The organism is Streptomyces daghestanicus, from assembly GCF_020521275.1.
In the GTDB taxonomy this organism is placed as follows: Bacteria; Actinomycetota; Actinomycetes; order Streptomycetales; family Streptomycetaceae; genus Streptomyces; species Streptomyces griseoviridis.
The window spans coordinates 553382-571243 of record NZ_BNDX01000002.1 but is presented as its reverse complement, the minus strand read 5'-3'; the positions used below and the strand labels follow the sequence as shown (position 1 = coordinate 571243).

General features: G+C 75.9%; 12 protein-coding genes. 4 read left to right on the top strand and 8 right to left on the bottom strand.

Features of this window, described 5'->3' with window-relative positions; genetic code table 11:
- Window positions 1-15: 15 nt before the first annotated feature.
- Complete coding sequence (locus Sdagh_RS02770; protein WP_189419034.1) at window positions 16-1224, top strand: MFS transporter; 1209 nt, start codon at window positions 16-18, stop codon at window positions 1222-1224.
- Here the strand turns inward: Sdagh_RS02770 and Sdagh_RS02765 are convergent.
- A complete protein-coding gene (locus tag Sdagh_RS02765) occupies window positions 1184-1642 on the bottom strand; it encodes an acyl-CoA thioesterase (protein WP_189419032.1) in 459 nt (152 codons plus the stop codon). The two genes, Sdagh_RS02770 and Sdagh_RS02765, sit on opposite strands and share 41 nt — an antisense overlap.
- Window positions 1643-1793: 151 nt before the next feature.
- On the opposite strand from Sdagh_RS02765, the gene Sdagh_RS02760 reads away from it, so the two are divergent.
- The 3 genes from Sdagh_RS02760 (at window position 1794) to Sdagh_RS02750 (ending at window position 5349) form a co-directional block, all read left to right on the top strand.
- Window positions 1794-3206 carry a uracil-xanthine permease family protein gene (locus Sdagh_RS02760; protein WP_189419030.1) on the top strand — a complete coding sequence of 471 codons (1413 nt, stop codon included), beginning with the start codon at window positions 1794-1796 and terminating at the stop codon, window positions 3204-3206.
- Between the two features lie 438 nt (window positions 3207-3644).
- Complete coding sequence (locus tag Sdagh_RS02755; RefSeq protein ID WP_189419028.1) at window positions 3645-4385, top strand: DUF5995 family protein; 741 nt, start codon at window positions 3645-3647, stop codon at window positions 4383-4385.
- A gap of 34 nt (window positions 4386-4419) precedes the next feature.
- Window positions 4420-5349, top strand: coding sequence for a TIGR03619 family F420-dependent LLM class oxidoreductase (locus Sdagh_RS02750; RefSeq protein ID WP_189419025.1), 930 nt, complete (start codon window positions 4420-4422; stop codon window positions 5347-5349).
- A 4-nt stretch (window positions 5350-5353) separates the two neighbouring features.
- On the opposite strand, the gene fxsT is transcribed toward Sdagh_RS02750, so the two are convergent.
- The 7 genes from fxsT to Sdagh_RS02715 form a co-directional block, all read right to left on the bottom strand.
- Complete coding sequence (gene fxsT, locus Sdagh_RS02745) at window positions 5354-9982, bottom strand: FxSxx-COOH system tetratricopeptide repeat protein (protein WP_190077540.1); 4629 nt, start codon at window positions 9980-9982, stop codon at window positions 5354-5356.
- Between the two features lie 2 nt (window positions 9983-9984).
- Complete coding sequence (locus Sdagh_RS02740; RefSeq protein WP_189419021.1) at window positions 9985-10959, bottom strand: AAA family ATPase; 975 nt, start codon at window positions 10957-10959, stop codon at window positions 9985-9987.
- The gene (locus tag Sdagh_RS02735; protein WP_189419018.1) at window positions 10956-13145 is read right to left on the bottom strand and encodes a VMAP-C domain-containing protein; all 2190 of its coding nucleotides are present in this window, start codon (window positions 13143-13145) and stop codon (window positions 10956-10958) included. Before Sdagh_RS02735 ends, Sdagh_RS02740 begins: the two co-directional genes overlap by 4 nt.
- A gap of 4 nt (window positions 13146-13149) precedes the next feature.
- Window positions 13150-13494 (bottom strand): CU044_2847 family protein, encoded by a 345-nt coding sequence (locus tag Sdagh_RS02730; RefSeq protein ID WP_189419015.1) that lies wholly within the window; start codon window positions 13492-13494, stop codon window positions 13150-13152.
- Between the two features lie 104 nt (window positions 13495-13598).
- The gene (locus Sdagh_RS02725) at window positions 13599-15299 is read right to left on the bottom strand and encodes a flavin monoamine oxidase family protein (RefSeq protein ID WP_189419013.1); all 1701 of its coding nucleotides are present in this window, start codon (window positions 15297-15299) and stop codon (window positions 13599-13601) included.
- Window positions 15300-15373: 74 nt separating this feature from the next.
- Window positions 15374-16162 (bottom strand): carbon-nitrogen hydrolase family protein, encoded by a 789-nt coding sequence (locus tag Sdagh_RS02720; RefSeq protein ID WP_189419011.1) that lies wholly within the window; start codon window positions 16160-16162, stop codon window positions 15374-15376.
- Between the two features lie 396 nt (window positions 16163-16558).
- A complete protein-coding gene (locus Sdagh_RS02715; protein WP_190077541.1) occupies window positions 16559-17767 on the bottom strand; it encodes an MFS transporter in 1209 nt (402 codons plus the stop codon).
- Window positions 17768-17862: the final 95 nt, after the last annotated feature.

Below are 17862 nucleotides of genomic sequence, written 5' to 3'. Positions count from 1 at the left end.
GGGAGGGATTCCGGCATGAGTGTGGTGGTCCACCGACTACGCGACGTGCGGCGCGCCCGGTACGCCGTGGCGGCCGTGTTCGCCGTGCACGGCTCGGTCACCGGGTCGTTCGCCACCCGGGTGCCCTGGGTCCAGGACCACGCGGGAGTCAGCGCGGGCCAGCTCGGACTGGCCCTCGCCTTCCCCGCGCTCGGCGCCTCGCTCGCCATGCCGCTGGCGGGCCGGGTCAGCCACCGCTTCGGCGCCCGCACCGCGCTGCGCGGACTGCTGGCCCTGTGGACGCTGTCGCTCGTCCTGCCCTCCCTCGCCCCGAACCTGCCCACCCTCTGCCTCGCCCTGTTCGTCTACGGGGCCGCGTCCGGCGTGTCGGACGTGGCGATGAACGCGCTCGGCGTCGACGTGGAGACCCGTCTCGACAAGTCGATCATGTCGGGGCTGCACGGCATGTGGAGCGCGGGGGCGCTGATCGGCTCGGCGGCCGGCACGCTCGCCGCGCACCTCGGCACCGACGCCCGGCTGCACCACGCGCTGGCCGCCCTGGTGCTGACCGCCGCCGGGCTGGTCGCCTGCCGCTGGGTGCTGGACCTCCAGCCGGCCGAGGACGAGGACCCGCCGCCGAGGTTCGCGCTGCCGCCGCGATCGGCGGTGCTGATCGGCGCGGTCGGGTTCTGCGCGGTCTTCGCGGAGGGCGCGAGCCTGGACTGGTCGGCGGTCTACCTGCGGGACCGGCTGGACACCTCGGCCGGGCTCGCGGCGGCGTGCACCACCGGGTTCACGCTGACCATGGCGGTCTCCCGGTTCGCCGGCGACCGGCTCGTGGACCGGTTCGGCGCGGTGCGCTCGGTGCGGGTGAGCGGCGTACTGGCCGTGCTCGGCGGGCTGCTGGTGGTGCTCGGCGGCCATCCGGCGGTCGCGATGACCGGCTTCGCGCTGCTGGGTCTCGGCATCGCCGTGGTCGTCCCGCTCTGCTTCGCCGCGGCCGGCCGCAGCGGTGGCAACCCGTCGCTGGCCATCGCGGGCGTCGCCACCATCACGTACACCTCCGGGCTGATCGCCCCGAGCGCGATCGGCGGGCTGGCCGAGGCGACCAGCCTGGTGGTGTCGTTCGGGCTGGTGACGGTGCTGGCCTGCGGTCTGGTGGTGTTCGCGGGGGTGCTGCGCGCCGGGGACCGGCGGGTGAAGGTCAGGCGGCCGGACGCAGCAGTTCCCGGCCGACGGTCCTGAACGCCTCGCTCCACGGCGCCGGCCGCATCGTCGCCGCGTCCAGCCGGACCAGCACCCGGGTGCCGTGGGCGTAGGTGGTCGCCCCGTCCGCCGAGCAGAAACGGAAGCCGTACGTCAGCCCGGTCCGGCCCAGCCGCTCCAGCCACAGGTGGACGGCGTGGGCGCCGGGCCGGGTGACGGGCGCCTCGTAGGTGATCCGCAGTTCCTTCACGGCGTTGCAGGCGTCGCCGGCCGCCGCCCAGTCGCCCGCGTAGCGGTGACCGTGCTCCTCCCACAGCTCGCCCCAGGCCCGCTCGACCAGGACCGGGTAGCGGGCGTTGTGCAGCAGGCCGAGGGCGTCCAGGTCGTCGAAGTGGACGGTGACGGGGACGAGCCGGCCGTACGAGAGGGGGGCGGCGGCCGGGGCTTCGGCGGTCATGGGCGGTGCTCCTGGGACGTACGAGATGATTGCCGCCTACAAGGACCGGCGGCCCCTTCATCCTAAGCAGGCGCTCACCGGTGCGAAGCATGGCCGGTCAGCCCCGACAATGGTCCGGACAAGCCGCACAGAACGAGGAAAGCGACACCCCATGGATCTCGGCGTCCGCTGGAAGCTGCACGGCGACGGGCGCACCCCCGCCCCCGGTGCGGTGGTCCGCCCCGACGAACGGCTCTCCTGGCCCCGGACGGCCGGGCTCGGCGCCCAGCACGTCGTGGCCATGTTCGGGGCGTCCTTCGTGGCCCCGGTCCTGATGGGCCTGGACCCGAACCTGGCGATCATGATGTCGGGCGTCTCGACCATGATCTTCCTCCTGGCCACCCGCGGCCGGGTGCCGAGCTATCTGGGCTGTTCGCTCTCCTTCGTCGGTGTCGCCGCGGTGATCCGGGCGCAGGGCGGCACCAGCGCCACGGTGACCGGCGCGGTGCTGGTCGTGGGTGTCGCGCTGTTCCTGGTGGGGCTCGCGGTGCAGCGGTTCGGGGCGCGGATCATCCACGCCGCGATGCCGCCGGTGGTCACCGGCGCGGTGGTGATGCTGATCGGCTTCAACCTCGCGCCGGTCACCGCCTCCACCTACTGGCCGCAGGACCAGTGGACGGCGCTGCTGGTGATGCTGTTCACCGGTCTGGCCGTGGTGTGCCTGCGCGGCTTCTGGTCCCGGATCGCGATCTTCCTGGGGCTGGTCTTCGGATACGTCCTGTCGTTCCTCCTCGACCGGGTCCTCGGCAAGATCCACTCGGTGGACGGCAGCGGCGAGGTCACCGACCACTGGCGGCTGGACTTCTCCGCCGTGGGCCGGGCCGACTGGATCGGGCTGCCCTCCTTCCACGGGCCGACCTTCGAGTGGTCGGCGATCCTGGTCGCACTGCCGGTCGTGATCGCGCTGATCGCGGAGAACGCGGGGCACGTCAAGGCGGTCGGCGAGATGACCGGCGACCCGCTCGACGACAAGCTGGGCACCGCGATCTCCGCCGACGGCGTCGGCTCGGTCCTGTCCACCGCGGTCGGCGGCCCGCCCAACACCACGTACTCCGAGAACATCGGCGTGATGGCCGCGACCCGCGTCTACTCCACGGCCGCGTACTGGGCCGCCGCCTGCTTCGCCCTGCTGTTCGGCCTCTGCCCCAAGTTCGGCGCGGTGGTCGCCGCCATCCCGGGCGGCGTCCTCGGCGGCATCACCGTCATCCTGTACGGCATGATCGGCCTGCTCGGCGCGCAGATCTGGACCAACGCCCGGGTGGACCTGCGCAACCCGCTGAACCTGGTGCCGACCGCCGCGGGCATCATCATCGGCGTCGGCGGGGTCTCGCTGAAGTTCACCGACACCTTCTCGCTCAGCGGCATCGCGCTCGGCACGATCGTCGTCATCACCGGCTACCACACCCTGCGCGCCTTCGCCCCCGCCCACCTCAAGACCCAGGAACCGCTGCTCGACGAGGGCACGTCGACCTACGACCAGGGCTACGAGGGCTACGACGACGAGCCGCCGCGCGCCAAGTCGTAGGCGTGCGACGGGGGAACGGCGCCCGGCTCGCCCGCGCAGCGGTCCGGCTCCCCCGGCGGCTCGGTGCACGGCCGGCGTCGGTCCGAGCCCGCCCGGTGCGCGGCGCCGGAGCGGGGCCGACGTGCCGGGCGGGCGGTGACGGCGGCCGGGCCGGCGACCCACACGGCGGCCGGACGGCGGGACGGACGACCGGGGCGGCGGGAGCGACGACGCGGCCGGTCGTCCCGGTGCCGGCCGGAAGGGCCTGACCACGCGGGTCCGGCCCCCGTGTGGGTCGCCGGCCCGCCGGCGAGCACCCCCGCTCGTCGTCCGCCGCAGGGCACGAGCACCCGACGCGAACACGGTTCACCTCCCCCGCGCGGCGGCGCGTTCCCCCGTTCCGGGGAAGCTGCGGGGCGCCGGTCCTCCCGGCCCGCTGAAGCTGCGACTCTGCCCCCCATGACGCACCGTCGACACGTCACCACGGCCACCGGGCCGCAGGCCACCGCCCTCGCCCGGCTGCGCGCCCTCGGCGCGGCGCCCCCGCCCGGGGACGGCGTCGCGGTCTTCGCCCGGATCTACCTGCCCTTCGCCGAGGCCGCCGGCCGGAACCCGGGGGCCGGCCGCGTCCCCCGTCCCCGGCCCGCGGGCGTCCTGGGCGGGCGGTGCGCCGAGCGCTGCCTGGCCGCCGTCGACCCGGAGGACGACCCCGGCCGTCCGCCCGCCTGCTGGCGGCCCCTGCTGCAGTTCCGGCGCCACCCCCAGGTACGTCCGGCGCAGTTCGCGCTGGCCGGTCTCCACGCGCACGTCGGCCACGATCTGCCGCTCGCCGTCGTGGACGCCTGCCGGACGCTCGGCTGCGCGCCCGGGGACCTGGAGGACGAGTTCGACCGGGTGGCCGAGCTGCTCCTGCCGGTGGAGGAACGCGTCCGCGACGAGCTGATGCCGGACCCCGACGCGCTGCTGATCACCGACCCGCTGACCCATCTGCTGGGCTGCTGGAGCCTGGAGCGCGCCCGGGACGCCGCGTGGGTCACGGCCCGCGCCCTGTGGTCGCTGCGCGGACTGCCCGAACTGGCCGGGGAGTTCACCGAGCGGCTGGACGCGGCGGTCGGCTGCGCGGGCCGCATGCTCCTCACCCCCCTGCCCGTCCGGCCCACCCCCCGCACGCGGAATCCCCGTGTATCTCCCACGCGTTGACCCGGTGGTCACACCGACGGCGAAGGAGACAGGCATGGCGATCCCGCTCGGACTCGGTCTTCCCCAGATGCGTCAGTACGACATCGGCACGGACGTCCCGGAGGTGGCCCGCGCCGCCGAACGGACGGGATACAGCAGCCTGTGGGCCTTCGAACGGGCGCTGTTCCCCGAACCCGCCACGCAGGGGCTGTACGGCATCGAGGGCATGCCCTGGCCCGACGAGTACCGGAGCGTGGCCGAGCCGTTGGTCACGCTGACGCTGGCCGCCGCGGCGACCGAGCGGGCCGAACTGGGCTCCAGCGTGCTGGTCGCGCCGCTGCACGGCCCGTTCCAGCTCGCCAAGGCGCTGGCCTCGCTGGACGCGGCGAGCGGCGGCCGGGTCGTCGCGGGCTTCGGCACCGGCTGGTCCCTCGATGAGTACGCGGCGGCGGCGCCGCGCCCGTTCGCCGAGCGCGGCCGGGCCCTGGACGAGCTGATCGAGGTGTGCCGGGCGGTCTGGGGCCCGGACCCGGTGTCGTACGACGGCCACCTCACGAGGATCGCGCCGGCGGTGGTCGGGCCCAAGCCGGCCCGGCCGATACCGGTCCTGCTGGCCGCGGGCAGCGCGCGGGCCCGGCGCCGGCTCGTCGACCGGGCGGACGGCTGGCTGCCGGTGGCCGCCGGCGTGAAGGCGGTCACCGAGCAGTGGCGGCAACTGCGGAACCTCGCCGCCGAGCGCGGCCGGACCCGGCCGCTGCGGGCCTCGCTGCGGCTGAACGCCCGGTACCTGCCGACGACGTACGACGGACCCGGCCGCCGCCCCGGCCAGGGCAGCGTCGACCAGATCGTCGAGGACCTGGCCGCGTACGCCGCGATCGGCCTGGACGAGATCCACCTCGACCTCCAGGCCGGCCTGCGCGACGCGGAGGAGCTGAAGGACGTGGCGGCGGAGGTGTACGAGAAGGCCCGGGCGGCGGGGGTGTAGGGCGTCACTGTCCGCGCCGGGCCCGGTCCAGCAGCTCCCGCGCCTCCAGGGTGTGGCCCTGGAGGTTGAGCAGGGCGGCGAGCGCCTTGGTCAGGCGGGCCGTGACCGGGTGCCCGGGCCCGGACACCCGTCGGCTGCGGGGCAGCAGGTCCCGCAGGACGGTGACCGCCTGCGCCACCCGGCCGAGGCGGTGCAGAGCGAGGGCGAGGTTGTACTCCGCGGCGATCGTGTCGGGATGGTCGGGTCCCAGGACGCGCCGGCGGCCGTCCACCGTGTCCCGGTGGGCGGCGTGGGCCTCCTCGTGGTGGCCGAGGTAGTTGAGCAGCACGGCGGCCGTGCCCGTCAGCCGGAGGCAGTCGGGGTGGTCGGGGCCGAGCGCCTCCGGCCACGTCCGCCGCAGCACCTGCACCAGCGCGTGCGCGGCCCGGTGCTCCTCGCGGGCCAGCAGGTAGTCGACGGCCTCCAGCAGCCGCGCCCGCAGTTCCGGCCGCCGGTCGGCGTCGAAGTGGCCCGTGGTCAGATGGGTGGTGAGCAGCTCCCAGCCGGGCCAGTTGCCGGGGGCGTCCGGCCGGCCGAGGTCGACGGCGGCGAGGAAGGCCGCGACCCGGTCCTGCGCCGGCTGCCGGTCGGTCCCGGCCCGGACCAGCGCCTGGACCAACCGGTGGACGCGGAGCGCGCCCTCGTCCAGGGTCGCCAGGCCGAGCCGCAGCAGGGGCCTCACCGCCTCCGCCGCACCGGTCCGGGCACCGCCGCGCGCGAGGAGGCCGGGCACCCAGTCGAGCGGGACGGGCGCGGGGCCGAGGAACGCCGTCAGACCCAGCAGGTCACGGGCGGCGGGATGGTCGCCGCCGAGTCCGGCGACGGCCGCCGCGAGTACGGCACCGAGGGAGTCGCCGTCGTCCGTGCCGGCTCCGCCGCCCAGTGCCCCGGCGGGATCGTCCGCGAGCAGGGCGCGGTAGCGCGCCGGGGGCACGGCGTCCGCCAGCGCCCCGGCCGCCCGGCGCAGCGCGAGGGGATGGTCCCCGAGGGCGGCGGCAAGGGCGTCGGCGTCCCCGGGGGCGAGCCGCCGCAGCCGCCCGGTGAGGAACGCCACCGATTCGGCGCGGGTGAAGACGTCCAGGGGGACCGCGCGACCGTGCTCCGTGAAGTCGGGGTCCCTGGTGGTGATCAGCACGTGCCCGGGGCCGTCCGGGATCCATCGTTCCGTCCGCGGCGCTGTCACGGCCCCGTCGAGGACGATGAGCCAGTCGTCACGGGTCCGCAGGCGGCCGAGGAGCGCGAGGACGCTCCCGGTGGGGTCGTCCCGGGCGGTGCCGGCACCGAGCCGGAGACTCAGCTCGGCCAGCCCCCGGACGGTCTCCCCGGGGTCTTCGGCGCGCACCCACCAGACGATGTCGTAGGAGCCGGCGAAGCGGTGGGCGTACTCCAGGGCGAGCTGGGTCTTCCCGACGGCGAGGGGGCCGTACACGACCTGGACGGTCCGGTGCCCCGCCCGGAAGGCGTCGCGCAGCCGGGCCAGTTCGGTCTCCCGTCCGGTGAAGTCGGGGTTCCTGTCCGGGCTGTTCCGGACGCTCGGCAGCGACGGGGCGGAGGGCAGCGGGGGGCGCCGGGCGGCCCGGGGGGACGGCTGTGCCTCGGGGTGCGGGAGCGGGGCGGAGCCTGCCCCCGGGCCGTCGACCGCCGCCAGGAGGGCGGTGAGGGCGGCGGACTCGTCCGAGCCGGACAACCGCGTGCACGGCCTGCGGATCAGCCACTCGGGGACGTCCCGGGCCGGCACGTCGTCCACGAGCAGGGCCACGACGCGTTCGTGCCGCGCCACGTCCTCGGCGATCCCCCGCCACGGGGACGCGCCGGCGCCCGAGAACACCACGACCAGCTCGTCGGCCGCTGCCACGGCGAGGCGGGTCCGGTGGTCGGCGGGCTCCGGGCCGACGAGGTGCAGCCCTACGTGGTGTCCCCGGGCCGTCAGGTGCCACGCGATCCATTCGGCCCACTCGCGGTCGCGCGCGGTGTAGCCGATCAGCAAGGCGCGGACGGCGGCCACGTCCGGCCGGGAACCGGCGTCGGTGGAGGAGGACCGCAGGTCCCCCGGCCAGGGGGCGCCGGGCCTGGCGCGGAGCGTCCTCGACACCTCGGCGGCGGAGGGCCGGGCGTCCGGATCGCGGTGCAGGCACCGCGCCACCGCACTGCGGACGCGGGCGCCCACGCCCGTCAGCAGGGCCACGCGCCGGGCGTCGACCGGCCGGTCCCCGACGGACCCGGTCAGCAGCGCGACCAGCACGACCCCGAGGGCGTAGACGTCCGAGGCCTCCGTGGGACCGGACGCGGACGCGTCCCTCAGTTCCGGTGCGAGCAGGCCGGGACCGGGCACGTGCGCCGCGCGGTGCGGGCTGGGGACGCCGTCGACGGTGGCGGTGGCCCAGTCGGTGACGACGACGTCCTTCTCGCCCAGGAGGACCCGGCCGGAGGTCAGCGCGCCGTGCACCACCCGCTTGCCGTGCGCGTGCGCCAGCGCGGCGGCCAGCTTGGCGCCGATCCGCGCGAACTGCTCCCTCGTCGGCCGCCACCCGTCCCGCAGCAGGGTTTCCAGGTCGGGAACGGGTTCGCGGCTCCCGGCCCGCTGTTCGATGCCCACGGCCAGCCAGGGCCGGACGCCCAGGGCGCGTTCCCGCGGCGGCGGCGCGCCGAGCCCGAACAGACGCAGCAGGACGGTCTCCTCGGTGCGGACCAGCTCCGCGTCCGTCCCGGCGTCCCCGCTGACCGGCACCCGCACCAGCGCGTGGCCGAACGGGGACGACCGGCCGAAGTACTGCACGACGTGGCCGTGGACCGTGGTGGAACGGGCGGTGAGCGTGTACGGCCCCAGTCTGCGCGGGTCGTCGTCGCGCAGGGCCGTCCAGGAGGAGCCCGGCCGGTCGCCGCTCCCGGTGCCACCCTGGCCGGGGGGCCGGTCCGGTGCCTCGCGGCCGGGGCCGGACGAGAGGCCCAGCCGGCGCAGCAGCCGCTCGTCGGTGCCGGCGAACGGCCGTCCTTCCACGCCGGCCCGGCCGGTGCCCCGGTCGTCGGCCAGCCAGGCGGCGAAGCCCGGTGCGCGGCCGGTCAGTTCCCCCAGCCGGGAGCCGATCGCCCGGCTCGTGCGCAGGAGTTCGCCGGCCGGCACGGTGCTCAGCAGGATGCGCCGGGTGTCCTCGGTGACGTCGAAGACGCGCTGGTCCGGTGGGACGGCGGCACCGCCCTCGTCCGTGCGCAGCATCAGGCCGCCGAGGAAGACCTCCGCCAGGTGACCGGTGCCGATGCCGTCCCCGAGGGCCTTCTGGACCAGCCGCAGCACCGGGACGGTCACCGGTGCGACGGCGGCGACATGGGCGGCGAGACGGTACGCCTCGGGGCTGGCGGCGGCCCGGAAGCGCAGCACCTCGTGGCCGGCGTCCCGCGGGCGCTCCGCAGGCCGGGCGGGAGGGCTGGCGGAAGGCGGTGACGCGGCGGTCAGCAGGGGCAGCGCTTCGGTGGTCCCCGCCGAGCCGACGAGCCGGGCCCACCGCTCGACGACGGGGGCCGACGGTTCGATGACGGGCACGGGCAGCCCGGTGAACGGGGCCAGTTCCGCCGGCAGCACCGGGTCACGGATCTCCCACGTGTGCGGCGCGGCGCCCGCCCGCCGGGTGGTGACGCGCCAGGTCCGGTACCGGATCCCGGAGCCGGCGCGGAGCGGTTCGGGCAGGGTGTGCAGCACGGCGGTCGGACCCTGCCGGGCCAGGCGCCCGAGGAGGGCGTGCATCCGCCCGTCCCACCAGGCCGCGCCCACGCCGTCGCTGAGCACGAGCGCCAGCGTGCTCCCGGCGGCGGCGTCGCCGACGCGCACCGCGGTCGCCGCCTCCCGGTCGTCGCCCAGGTAGGGGCGGGCGGTGACGCGCGGGGCGCGCGGACCGCGGGTGTCCAGGCCGTGGACGCGTACCGTGCGGAACGCTCCGCTGCGTTCGAGCAGCTGCCGTACCTCGGTGACCAGGCGGCGCCACAGCAGCATGGACACCCCGTCGTCGACCAGCATCACCAGGTCGAGCCATCGGGTGCGGACCGGGCGCAGCACCGGGTCGAGCAGGCCCGTCTCGGCTGCGGCGGTCACGGTCGCCGGCTCGTCCAGCTCCATGACGCGGGGGTCGGGGCGGCTGCGTTTGAGGGGGCGCAGGGCCCGGCTGAGCGCCAGCTCCTCCGCCGCCAGCACCTTCTCCTCCGGCACGCGCAGCGGGATCGCCGGTGCCGACGGGCGCGCTCCCCGCGCCTCGGTCGCGTACAGCCCGGCGCCGGGTGTGCCGGTCCCGCCCGTTCCTCGGGATGGTGCGGACGGCCGTGGGTCCCGGTCCGCGCCGGGCCGCTCGGGGGCCCGGTACACGGGGACGCCGGGCCGCTCCGCGTCGCCGGCGGGCCGGCCGGGCCCGTCGTGATGTCCCGGGTCGGCCGGGCGGGCGGCGGCCGGGCCGGTTCCCTCGGCGAGGGCGGTCCGCGCCGCGCGGGCCAGCGGTGCCGTGGCGTCGCGGGGCAGGCGGGCGGCCAGCCACAGGACGTCGAGGAGTTCCTCGGCGCCGAGGCCGGAGCCGCTGTCCCGCAGGACCTGGGCGAGGGGTTCGGGCAGCATGGTCAGACGGTGCCGCCGAGACGGTGGAGCACGGCGTCGAGGAGTCCGTCGGCGTCCAGGCCGACGCCGCCCAGGCGCAGGAAGACGGCGTTCAGCAACTGGTCGGTCGCCAGTTCGCCGCGGGCCCGGCGGTTCAGGAACGCGGCGATCAGCTCCTCCAGGTCCGCCGTCGGGACCGCGCCGAGGTGGGCGGAGACGATGGCCCGCAGCTTGTCCTCGTCGGGTTCGGGCAGGTCCAGACGGACGCAGCGGCGCAGGAACGCGGGCGGGAACTCGCGTTCGCCGTTGCTGGTGATGACCACCACGGGGAACTCGCGGCAGCGCACCCGGCCGCGCACGAGGTCGGCCCGGCCGCCCGGGTCGCAGGTCATCACGGTGACGGCGGAGCGGTCCTCGGGCAGCCTGGCCAGTTCCGGGATCTCGAACTCGCCGTCCTCGAAGACCGTCAGCAGGTCGTTCGGCAGGTCCAGGTCCCCCTTGTCCAGCTCGTCCACGAGCAGCACCCGGGGGCGGTCCGCGGGCAGCAGCGCGGTACCGAGCGGGCCGAGCCGCACGTACGCGCCGATGTCGAGGGCCGTTTCCGCCTCGCCCGCCAGGTTGCTCTCCCGCAGCCGCCCGACCGCGTCGTACCGGTACAGCGCGTCCTGGACGGTGCTGCGGCTGTTGACGGGCCAGGTCAGGACCGTGCCGAGGCACAGCTCCCGGGCGACGGCGTGGGCCAGCGAGGACTTGCCGGTGCCCGGGTGTCCCGTCACCAGCAGCGGCCTGCGCAGGTGCAGGGCCGCGCTCACGACGTCCGCCTCCCGGTCGCCGATGAGGTAGGGACGGGCGGTGTCCCGGGCGCCCCGGTCGAAGCGCCGCCAGGGCGGGGCCTCGGGCAGGACGACGTGCCGTCGCCGGCCGTCACCGCGGAACAGGCGCCACTCCTCGTCGGGGAGGTCCGCGGCGGCCGTCCGCTCGGCGTGGGGATCGGTCATCGGGCACGTACTCCTTCTGCGGGGTCCGCGAGCCGGTGCTGAGCCGGCAGCGGGAGGGGGTGCTCGGGCTCCCAGACGAGGGACGGGCGGGCCCGGTGGCGTTCGGGATCGGTCCAGACCTTGCCCCGGAAGGTCCGCACGCGCTCGGGCAGCCGGACGAGCGGGCCGTTCGGGGCGACCTCGTCGAGGTGGTGGGCGTCCGCGTGGGAGCGGGCGGCCCGGTCCCACAGGACGACGGGGACCCCGCAGGCCAGGCAGATCTCCAGGAGGGTCCGGCGGATCTCCTCGGGTCCGTGCAGGACGACCTGTCCGGTGTGCTCGTGCGAGGTCCTGAGCCGGCTGTAGAGCTGTTTGGCGTCCGCTGTCTTCTCGTCCACGACCAGGGGTTCGGCCGTGTCCCCGGCCGACCAGCGGGCGCGCAGCAGCTGGGCGTGTCTCGGATTGTGCTCGGCGATCTCGGGGCAGCGCAGGGCGATGCGGTAGCCGACACCGAGCGGCTCGCCGGGCAGCCAGGGGACGGCGTTGCCCGCGTCCCATTCGTCGACCGGCAGGTGCAGTCCGTCCCGGTCGACCAGGACGTCCACGTCCCTGACCTCCTGGCCGCTCTCGGTCTCGGCCCGTTCGGCCGCCTCGCGGATGAGCCGGCCGATGCGGTCGGGCGGGAACGGCCCCGGTTCCCCGATGACCACCGGCGCGGGCGTTCCGTCCGCGCGGACCAGCCACAGCGCGCACCGGTGATGGTCCGGCGGGTCCGAGGCGAGGGTGCTGATCCGGGCGACGACGCGGGTGACGGCCGCGGGCCATCGGGCCGCCCAGGCGACCGCGTCCGCCCTGCGCTGGGCGAGGGCCGCCGCGTGCACGCCGAGCCGGCCGGCCACCCGCTCGCTCCAGGTCCGCAGGTCCTCGCGGTCCGCGGCGCCGGCCTCGGCCGCCGTGAACTCGACGAGTTTCAGCAGCGCGGGGACGGAGGGGCCGCCGTCCGGCAGTACGTCACCGTCGGGCAGGGCCTCCAGTTCGCCGAGGGCGGTCTCGACACCGTCGGCCGCCAGGGTCGCGCCGCGCAGGGCGGCGGGCAGCGGGGTGTACCGCAGGGCCTCGCGTGCCGCGCGCGGGACGAGCGCCGGGTCGCCCGCGGCGATCTCTCGCATCCGGTGCGCCAGGAGCCGTTGCTCGCCGACGGAGAGCAGACGGGCGGTGCCGCTCAGCCGGCCGGCCGCGAGCAGCCGGTCCAGGGCCCGGGGCCGCCGGCCGCCGCGGTACGCCGACGCCAGGGACTCGGTGAGCGTCGCCAGGGCCCGCTCCGATCCGCCGAGCAGGTCGACCAGTTCGTCGACGCCCGGCACCGAACCGTCGGCCGGCGTCCGCAGGCCCAGTTCGGCCGCGAGCCGGCGGGCGTGGTCGGTACGGGTCACGGGGTCGGCGAGGAGTTCCCAGAGTTCGTGGGCCAGCGTCCGGCGGAACGGGTCCTCCGGGCCGGGCGCGTCGGCGGGGCGGGCCTCGATCAGGTCGGCGGCGCCGGCGGTCAGCAGTTCGGCCCGGACGGTCTGCCACGGCAGGGCCCAGCTGCGCCGCACGACCTGCTGGCCGGTGAGCGGGCGGCCCTGCGGGTCCCGGTGGGCGACGACGAGTCCGACGACGGCCGGCTCGTGCCGGGACCACAGCGGGCCGCCGCTGAAGCCCGGGGCGACGGCCGCGCCGGAGAGGGCGCCGTCGAGGTAGTAGATGCCCTCGTCCGCCAGTTTGACCTCGGTGTCGGCGAAACCGCCGGCCTTGCCGTCGGCGCCCCAGGCCCGGACGGCCTGCCCTTCGGCCATGTCCTGCCACACCGCGGGCCGCACCGGTTCCGGTGCGGGTCCGGTCAGCTCCAGCACGCAGAGATCGCCCTGCCAGACGCCGGAGGGCCGCTGCCGGGGCGGGATCCACACGGTCACCCGCGCGACGGTCCGCCGGGGCGCGCCGTCGACGTGGAACACGATGTCGAGACCGTCCGCCACGGGCCGGTCGGCGGCCAGCGGCCGGATGCCCAGGGCGTCGTTGACCACGTGCGCGCAGGTGAGGACATGGCGGCGGGACAGCAGTACGGCGGCTCCCGCCTCGTCGCCCGCGGACCCGGTCCGGCCGTCGGCGGCCCGCCTCAGCACCGATACGACGGGCCGCGGCGCGCCGTCCTGTCTGAACCACCCCATCGCTTCAGTTCGGCCCGTCGCCGAGCCGCCAGGTCGCGGTGATCTTCATGGTGGCCTGTCCGCTGCCGCCGACGATGCCGAGCTTGAGGTCCTGGCCGATCTGCACGCCGAACTCGACGGAGAGGTCCTGGGGCGGGTCGTCGGCCGCGGCGACGGAGTCGTGGACCTGCTGGAGCAGCGGGCCCAGGGGACGCAGGGCCGCCCGGAGCGTGTCGGCGGCCAGCGCGGTCACCCGTTCGCCGCCGCGGGACACGGGGGTCCACTCGTCCTGCTCCGGGGGCTTCCCCACGTCGGCGAGTTCCAGGCGCAGGTCCGCCCCGGCCAGGTCGAGTTCGATGTAGTCGGGCATGCGGACCATTGTGCCGACCGCCCGCACGGCGGTCACGGTGTTCGCGGTTCCGCTGTCCGACCGTCACCTGCGGCCGGGCGCCCCCGGGCCGCCGGCGGCTCCGGTCAGTCCTCCGGCAGTTCCACGGGCGCGATCTCGTCGTAGAGGTCGCCGGGGCCGGGGTTGGCGGGGTCGGTCGCTCCGCCGAAGTGGCGCATGACGCCCCAGACGGCGTTGAGCGCGGTCTGGACGGCGCCCTCGGCCCAGCCGGCCGTCCAGGAGATGTCGTCGCCGGCGAGGAAGACGCCGCGTTTGTCGGCGGGCAGCCGGTCCTGCATGAAGTGGGTGAACAGGCGCCGCTGGTAGCGGTAGTGGCCGGGCAGGTTGGCCTTGAAGGCGCCCATGAACCAGGGCTCGTTCTCCCAGGAGACGGTCACCGGGTTGCCGATGATGTGCTTCCTGATGTCGACCCCGGGATAGATCTCGCCGAGCGATTTCAGCATCACCTCCATCCGCTCGCGCGCGGACAGCGGCAGCCACTTCAGGCTGTCGTCGCACCAGGTGTACGACAGGCAGATGACGGCGGGCCTGCCGGGACCGTCGTCGAGGAGGTAGGTCCCGCGGGTCATGCGGTCGGTGAGCGTCATCGACATGACGTCCCGGCCGGTCTCCTCGTCCTTGTCGAGCCAGAAGGGCCGGTCCACGGGCACGAAGAGCTTGCTGGATTCCATGTAGTGGGTGCGCTCGATCGCCGTCCAGTGGTCGATCGGGAAGAGCGCGTCGTCACAGGCGATCTTGGAGAGCAGCAGCCAGGACTGGGCGGTGAAGACCACCGCCCGGTAGGTGCGGATGTCACCGTCGGCGTCCGTGACGGTGACGCGCCCGCCCGCGGTGCGGTCGAGTCGGGTGACGGCCGGGCGGGGCTCGCCGCCCCGGTGGAGGCTCGCGAGACTGGTGCCGAACGGCCAGTGGACGATCTTCTCCGGGGCGCGTTCCCACAGCCGCAGCGGCAGTTGCCGGGAGCCGCCGACGATGCCGCGGTGGTGGTCGTCGGCCTCGGTGTAGACGACGCGGAGGATCTCCAGGATGGAGTTGGGGAAGTCGGTGTCCCAGCCGCCGGTGCCGAAGCCGACCTGGCCGAAGATCTCGCGGTGCCGGAAGGACGCGAAGGCGTCGGAGTCGCAGAGGAAGCCGTAGAAGGTCTGGTTGTCGAGCTTCTCGACCAGCTTCGCCCAGATCTCCCGGATGCGCGGGACGTCCCGCTCGCGCAGGGCGCGGTTCATGGCGGAGAAGTCGGCGCCCTCCTCCAGGCAGCGGGCCCAGGCGTCGGCGACGTCCCGGTAGACCTGCGGCAGGTCGGCGAGGGTCTCGGCGTAGTGCGTCTCGCCCTTGAGGTCGACGACGGTGGACGGCGTGGTCTCGGCGAGGGGGTTGGGGAAGGGCCGGGTCTCCAGGCCCACCAGGTCGATGTAGTGCCGCAGGGCGGTGGAGGAGGGCGGGAAGCGCATCGCGCCCATCTCGGCGGTCAGCCCCTCGGTGCCCGCGCCCTCGAAGCCGACGGTGCGCAGCCGGCCCCCGATCCGGTCGGCCTCGTACACCACCGGGCGCAGGCCCATCTTCATCAGCTCGTAGGCGGCGACGATGCCGGAGAGGCCGCCGCCGATGACGGCGACCTCGGTGCCGTGCTCGGTGGCCGGTACCTGGCCGAGGCCCGCCGGGTGGGCGAGGTAGTCGTCGTAGGCGTACGGGAAGTCCGGGCCGAACATGGTGATCGGCGGCTGCTCCGCGTCGGCGTGCTCGATCGCGTTGGGCACGGTGGAGGTCATGGGGCGGGGCTCCTGGCGACGGGCGGGGTGCGGGTGTACGGGGGCGTGCGGGTGTGTGCTGCGGCGTACGGTGCTCAGACGAGAGAGCCGTAGAGGTCCGGGCGCCGGTCCCGCAGGTACGGGTTGGCCGCGCGGGAGGCGGCGAGGAAGGCGGGGTCGGCGTCGGCGAGGAGGAGTTCCGCCTCGCGTCCGGCGCGGGCGCGGGCGACGCCGTCCGGCCCGGCGAGCGTGGAGAGGCCGACGAACTCGAACGGGCCCTCCCGGCCGGTCCGGTTGACGTACGCGACGTACATCTGGTTCTCGAAGGCGCGCACCGGGACGACCGACTCGGCGACGAACTGGAACGGGTGCATCTGCGCGGTCGGCACCAGGAGCAGGTCGGTGCCGGCCAGGGCGTGGGCGCGGACGTTTTCCGGGAACTCGACGTCGTAGCAGATCATCAGGCCGATGGTGAGTCCGCCCGACTCCGCCTGGGTGACGGGCTGTTCGCCCGGGGTGAAGTGCGCGTGCTCGTAGTCGCCGTAGAGGTGGGTCTTGCGGTGGCAGGCGAGGCGGGTGCCGTCGGCGGAGATCAGCTGGACGGAGTTGAAGACGCGCCCGCCGTCCCGCTCCGGGTAGCCGTAGGCGACGGCGAGGCCGTGCCGGGCGGCCGTCTCGGCGACGGCGTCGGCCGCGTCGCCGTCGGCGGGCTCGGCGAGCCGGGCGACGGCGTCCCCGATGGCGTACCCGGTCAGGAACAGCTCCGGCGTCACCAGCAGCCCGGCCCCCGCGGCGGCGGCCCGGCCCGCGGCGGCGTCGAGGACGCCGAGGTTCCCGGCGACGGAGCCGGGCCGGCCGGAGCTCTGGAGCAGGGCGGTGCGCATGCGTGTTCCTCACCGGTGGGCGGAGGGGGTCGGGGGACAGCTAGACGGTACGGTCGGCGCTTTCGACGGGACAAGCGGGAGCCGTTGCGCGCCGGTGGGCGATTCCTTGCGTGCCGGGGGCTCTTTCCGGCGATTCGTTGCGCGGGGAGAGCGCGGGGTGCCGCGGAGTGGTCTGCGGGGCGTCGAGGGGTCTGGGGCGGGTGCGGGATGCGGCGCGGGTCGGCGGGCGCCGGGCGCGCTCAGCGTCGTCCGGTGCGGGGCCGACTGCGGGGCGTCGGGGGGCGGGTGCGGGATGCGGCGCGGGTCGGCGGGCAGGGCGCGGCGTCCGGTGCCCCGTCCGGCACGGCGTCCGGCACGGCGTCCGGTGCGGGGTCAGGCACGGCATCCGGCACGGCGTCAGGCACGGCGTCCGGCACGGCGTCGGGTGCGGCGTCCGCGCGGTGCCGCCAGCAGGGCCGCCGTCACCAGGTAGGGCACGGCGGCCCAGGCGAACGCCGCGCCGTGGCCGGCCGCCGTCCCGAGGGTGGCGTACGTGCCGTACACGGCCAGCGTGCCCAGGTCGGTGCCGAGCCCGGCGACCGAGGTGAGGGTGGCCCGTCCGGTGGCGTCGATACGGCGCTGGAGGCGGGCGTCGGCGAGCACGCCCGCCAGTTGGAAGCCGCCGAAGGCGACGCCGACGAGGACGAGCCCGGCCGGGGTCCCGGTCAGCGCGCCCGCGGCCAGCGCGCCGGCGGCGCCGGTCAGCAGCAGGGCGAGCCCGGCCGTGCCGAGGCGTTCGGCGACGCCGGCCAGCAGTCCGCCGGCCGAGGCGCCGGCCCAGAGGACGAGCAGCAGCCAGGGGACGTCCGTCGCGGCCACGCCGGTCTCCCGGACGAGCAGCGGCGCGTACTCGTCCAGCGCGCCCCAGACCGCGCTCACCGCCGGGACCAGGAGCAGCGCGCCCCGTACGGACCGGTCGGCGCGGGCCTCGGCGAGCCCGGCGCGCAGCGTCGTCGTCCAGCCGGAGCACGCGCCCCGCGCGGACGGCACGCGGTGGGCGCGGGGCGCCCGGTGCGGGCGGTGTTCCGGGAGCCGGGCCGCCGTGGCCGCCGAGAGCAGACAGGCCAGCACACTGGCCGCGCCGACGGCCAGGGGCCCGCCCCGGGCCAGGACGGGGGCGGCCAGGGCCATGGCCGCGACGGTGGCCACCGGGCCCGCCGCGCGGACCCGGCCCATGACGCGGGCGTACCGGTCGGCCGCGCCGAGCCGTTCCAGTTCGTCGTGGGCCAGCGCCTCCAGCGCGCCGGAGCCGAGCGCTCCCCCGGCGCCCCACAGCACGAAGCCGAGCGCGAAGGCCGGATACGACGGCACGAGCACCCACAGGGCGAAGCCGGCCGCCGTCAGGAGCGGGCCGAGCCGGAGCAGCAGCCGCCGGGAGACCGCGTCCGCCCAGGCGCCGGACGGCACCTCCAGCAGGAGGCCGGTGACCGCCCACAGGGCGAAGAGGGAGGAGATCTGCCAGAGGGTGAGCCCGGCGTCGCTGAACAGCAGCGCGTACACCGGGTAGAGCAGGACGAAGTCGTCGAGGAACGCACGCGCGCAGAGCGTGGCCGACAGGCGTCGCACACCGTCGGGGGCCGCGCGGCGGGAGGATCAGTGTCGTCGTCGGGTCATGGGGTCGAGGGTAGCCGCGGAGGGACGGACGGGCTAGGGAGTTCCGG

Excerpts from the sequence above, each read along its gene's own strand:
- Sdagh_RS02770 (WP_189419034.1), top strand. The coding sequence starts at position 16 with ATGAGTGTGGTGGTCCACCGACTACGCGACGTGCGGCGCGCCCGGTAC.
- Sdagh_RS02765 (WP_189419032.1), bottom strand. The coding sequence starts at position 1,642 with ATGACCGCCGAAGCCCCGGCCGCCGCCCCCCTCTCGTACGGCCGGCTC.
- Sdagh_RS02760 (WP_189419030.1), top strand. The coding sequence starts at position 1,794 with ATGGATCTCGGCGTCCGCTGGAAGCTGCACGGCGACGGGCGCACCCCC.
- Sdagh_RS02755 (WP_189419028.1), top strand. The coding sequence starts at position 3,645 with ATGACGCACCGTCGACACGTCACCACGGCCACCGGGCCGCAGGCCACC.
- Sdagh_RS02750 (WP_189419025.1), top strand. The coding sequence starts at position 4,420 with ATGGCGATCCCGCTCGGACTCGGTCTTCCCCAGATGCGTCAGTACGAC.
- fxsT (WP_190077540.1), bottom strand. The coding sequence starts at position 9,982 with ATGCTGCCCGAACCCCTCGCCCAGGTCCTGCGGGACAGCGGCTCCGGC.
- Sdagh_RS02740 (WP_189419021.1), bottom strand. The coding sequence starts at position 10,959 with ATGACCGATCCCCACGCCGAGCGGACGGCCGCCGCGGACCTCCCCGAC.
- Sdagh_RS02735 (WP_189419018.1), bottom strand. The coding sequence starts at position 13,145 with ATGGGGTGGTTCAGACAGGACGGCGCGCCGCGGCCCGTCGTATCGGTG.
- Sdagh_RS02730 (WP_189419015.1), bottom strand. The coding sequence starts at position 13,494 with ATGCCCGACTACATCGAACTCGACCTGGCCGGGGCGGACCTGCGCCTG.
- Sdagh_RS02725 (WP_189419013.1), bottom strand. The coding sequence starts at position 15,299 with ATGACCTCCACCGTGCCCAACGCGATCGAGCACGCCGACGCGGAGCAG.
- Sdagh_RS02720 (WP_189419011.1), bottom strand. The coding sequence starts at position 16,162 with ATGCGCACCGCCCTGCTCCAGAGCTCCGGCCGGCCCGGCTCCGTCGCC.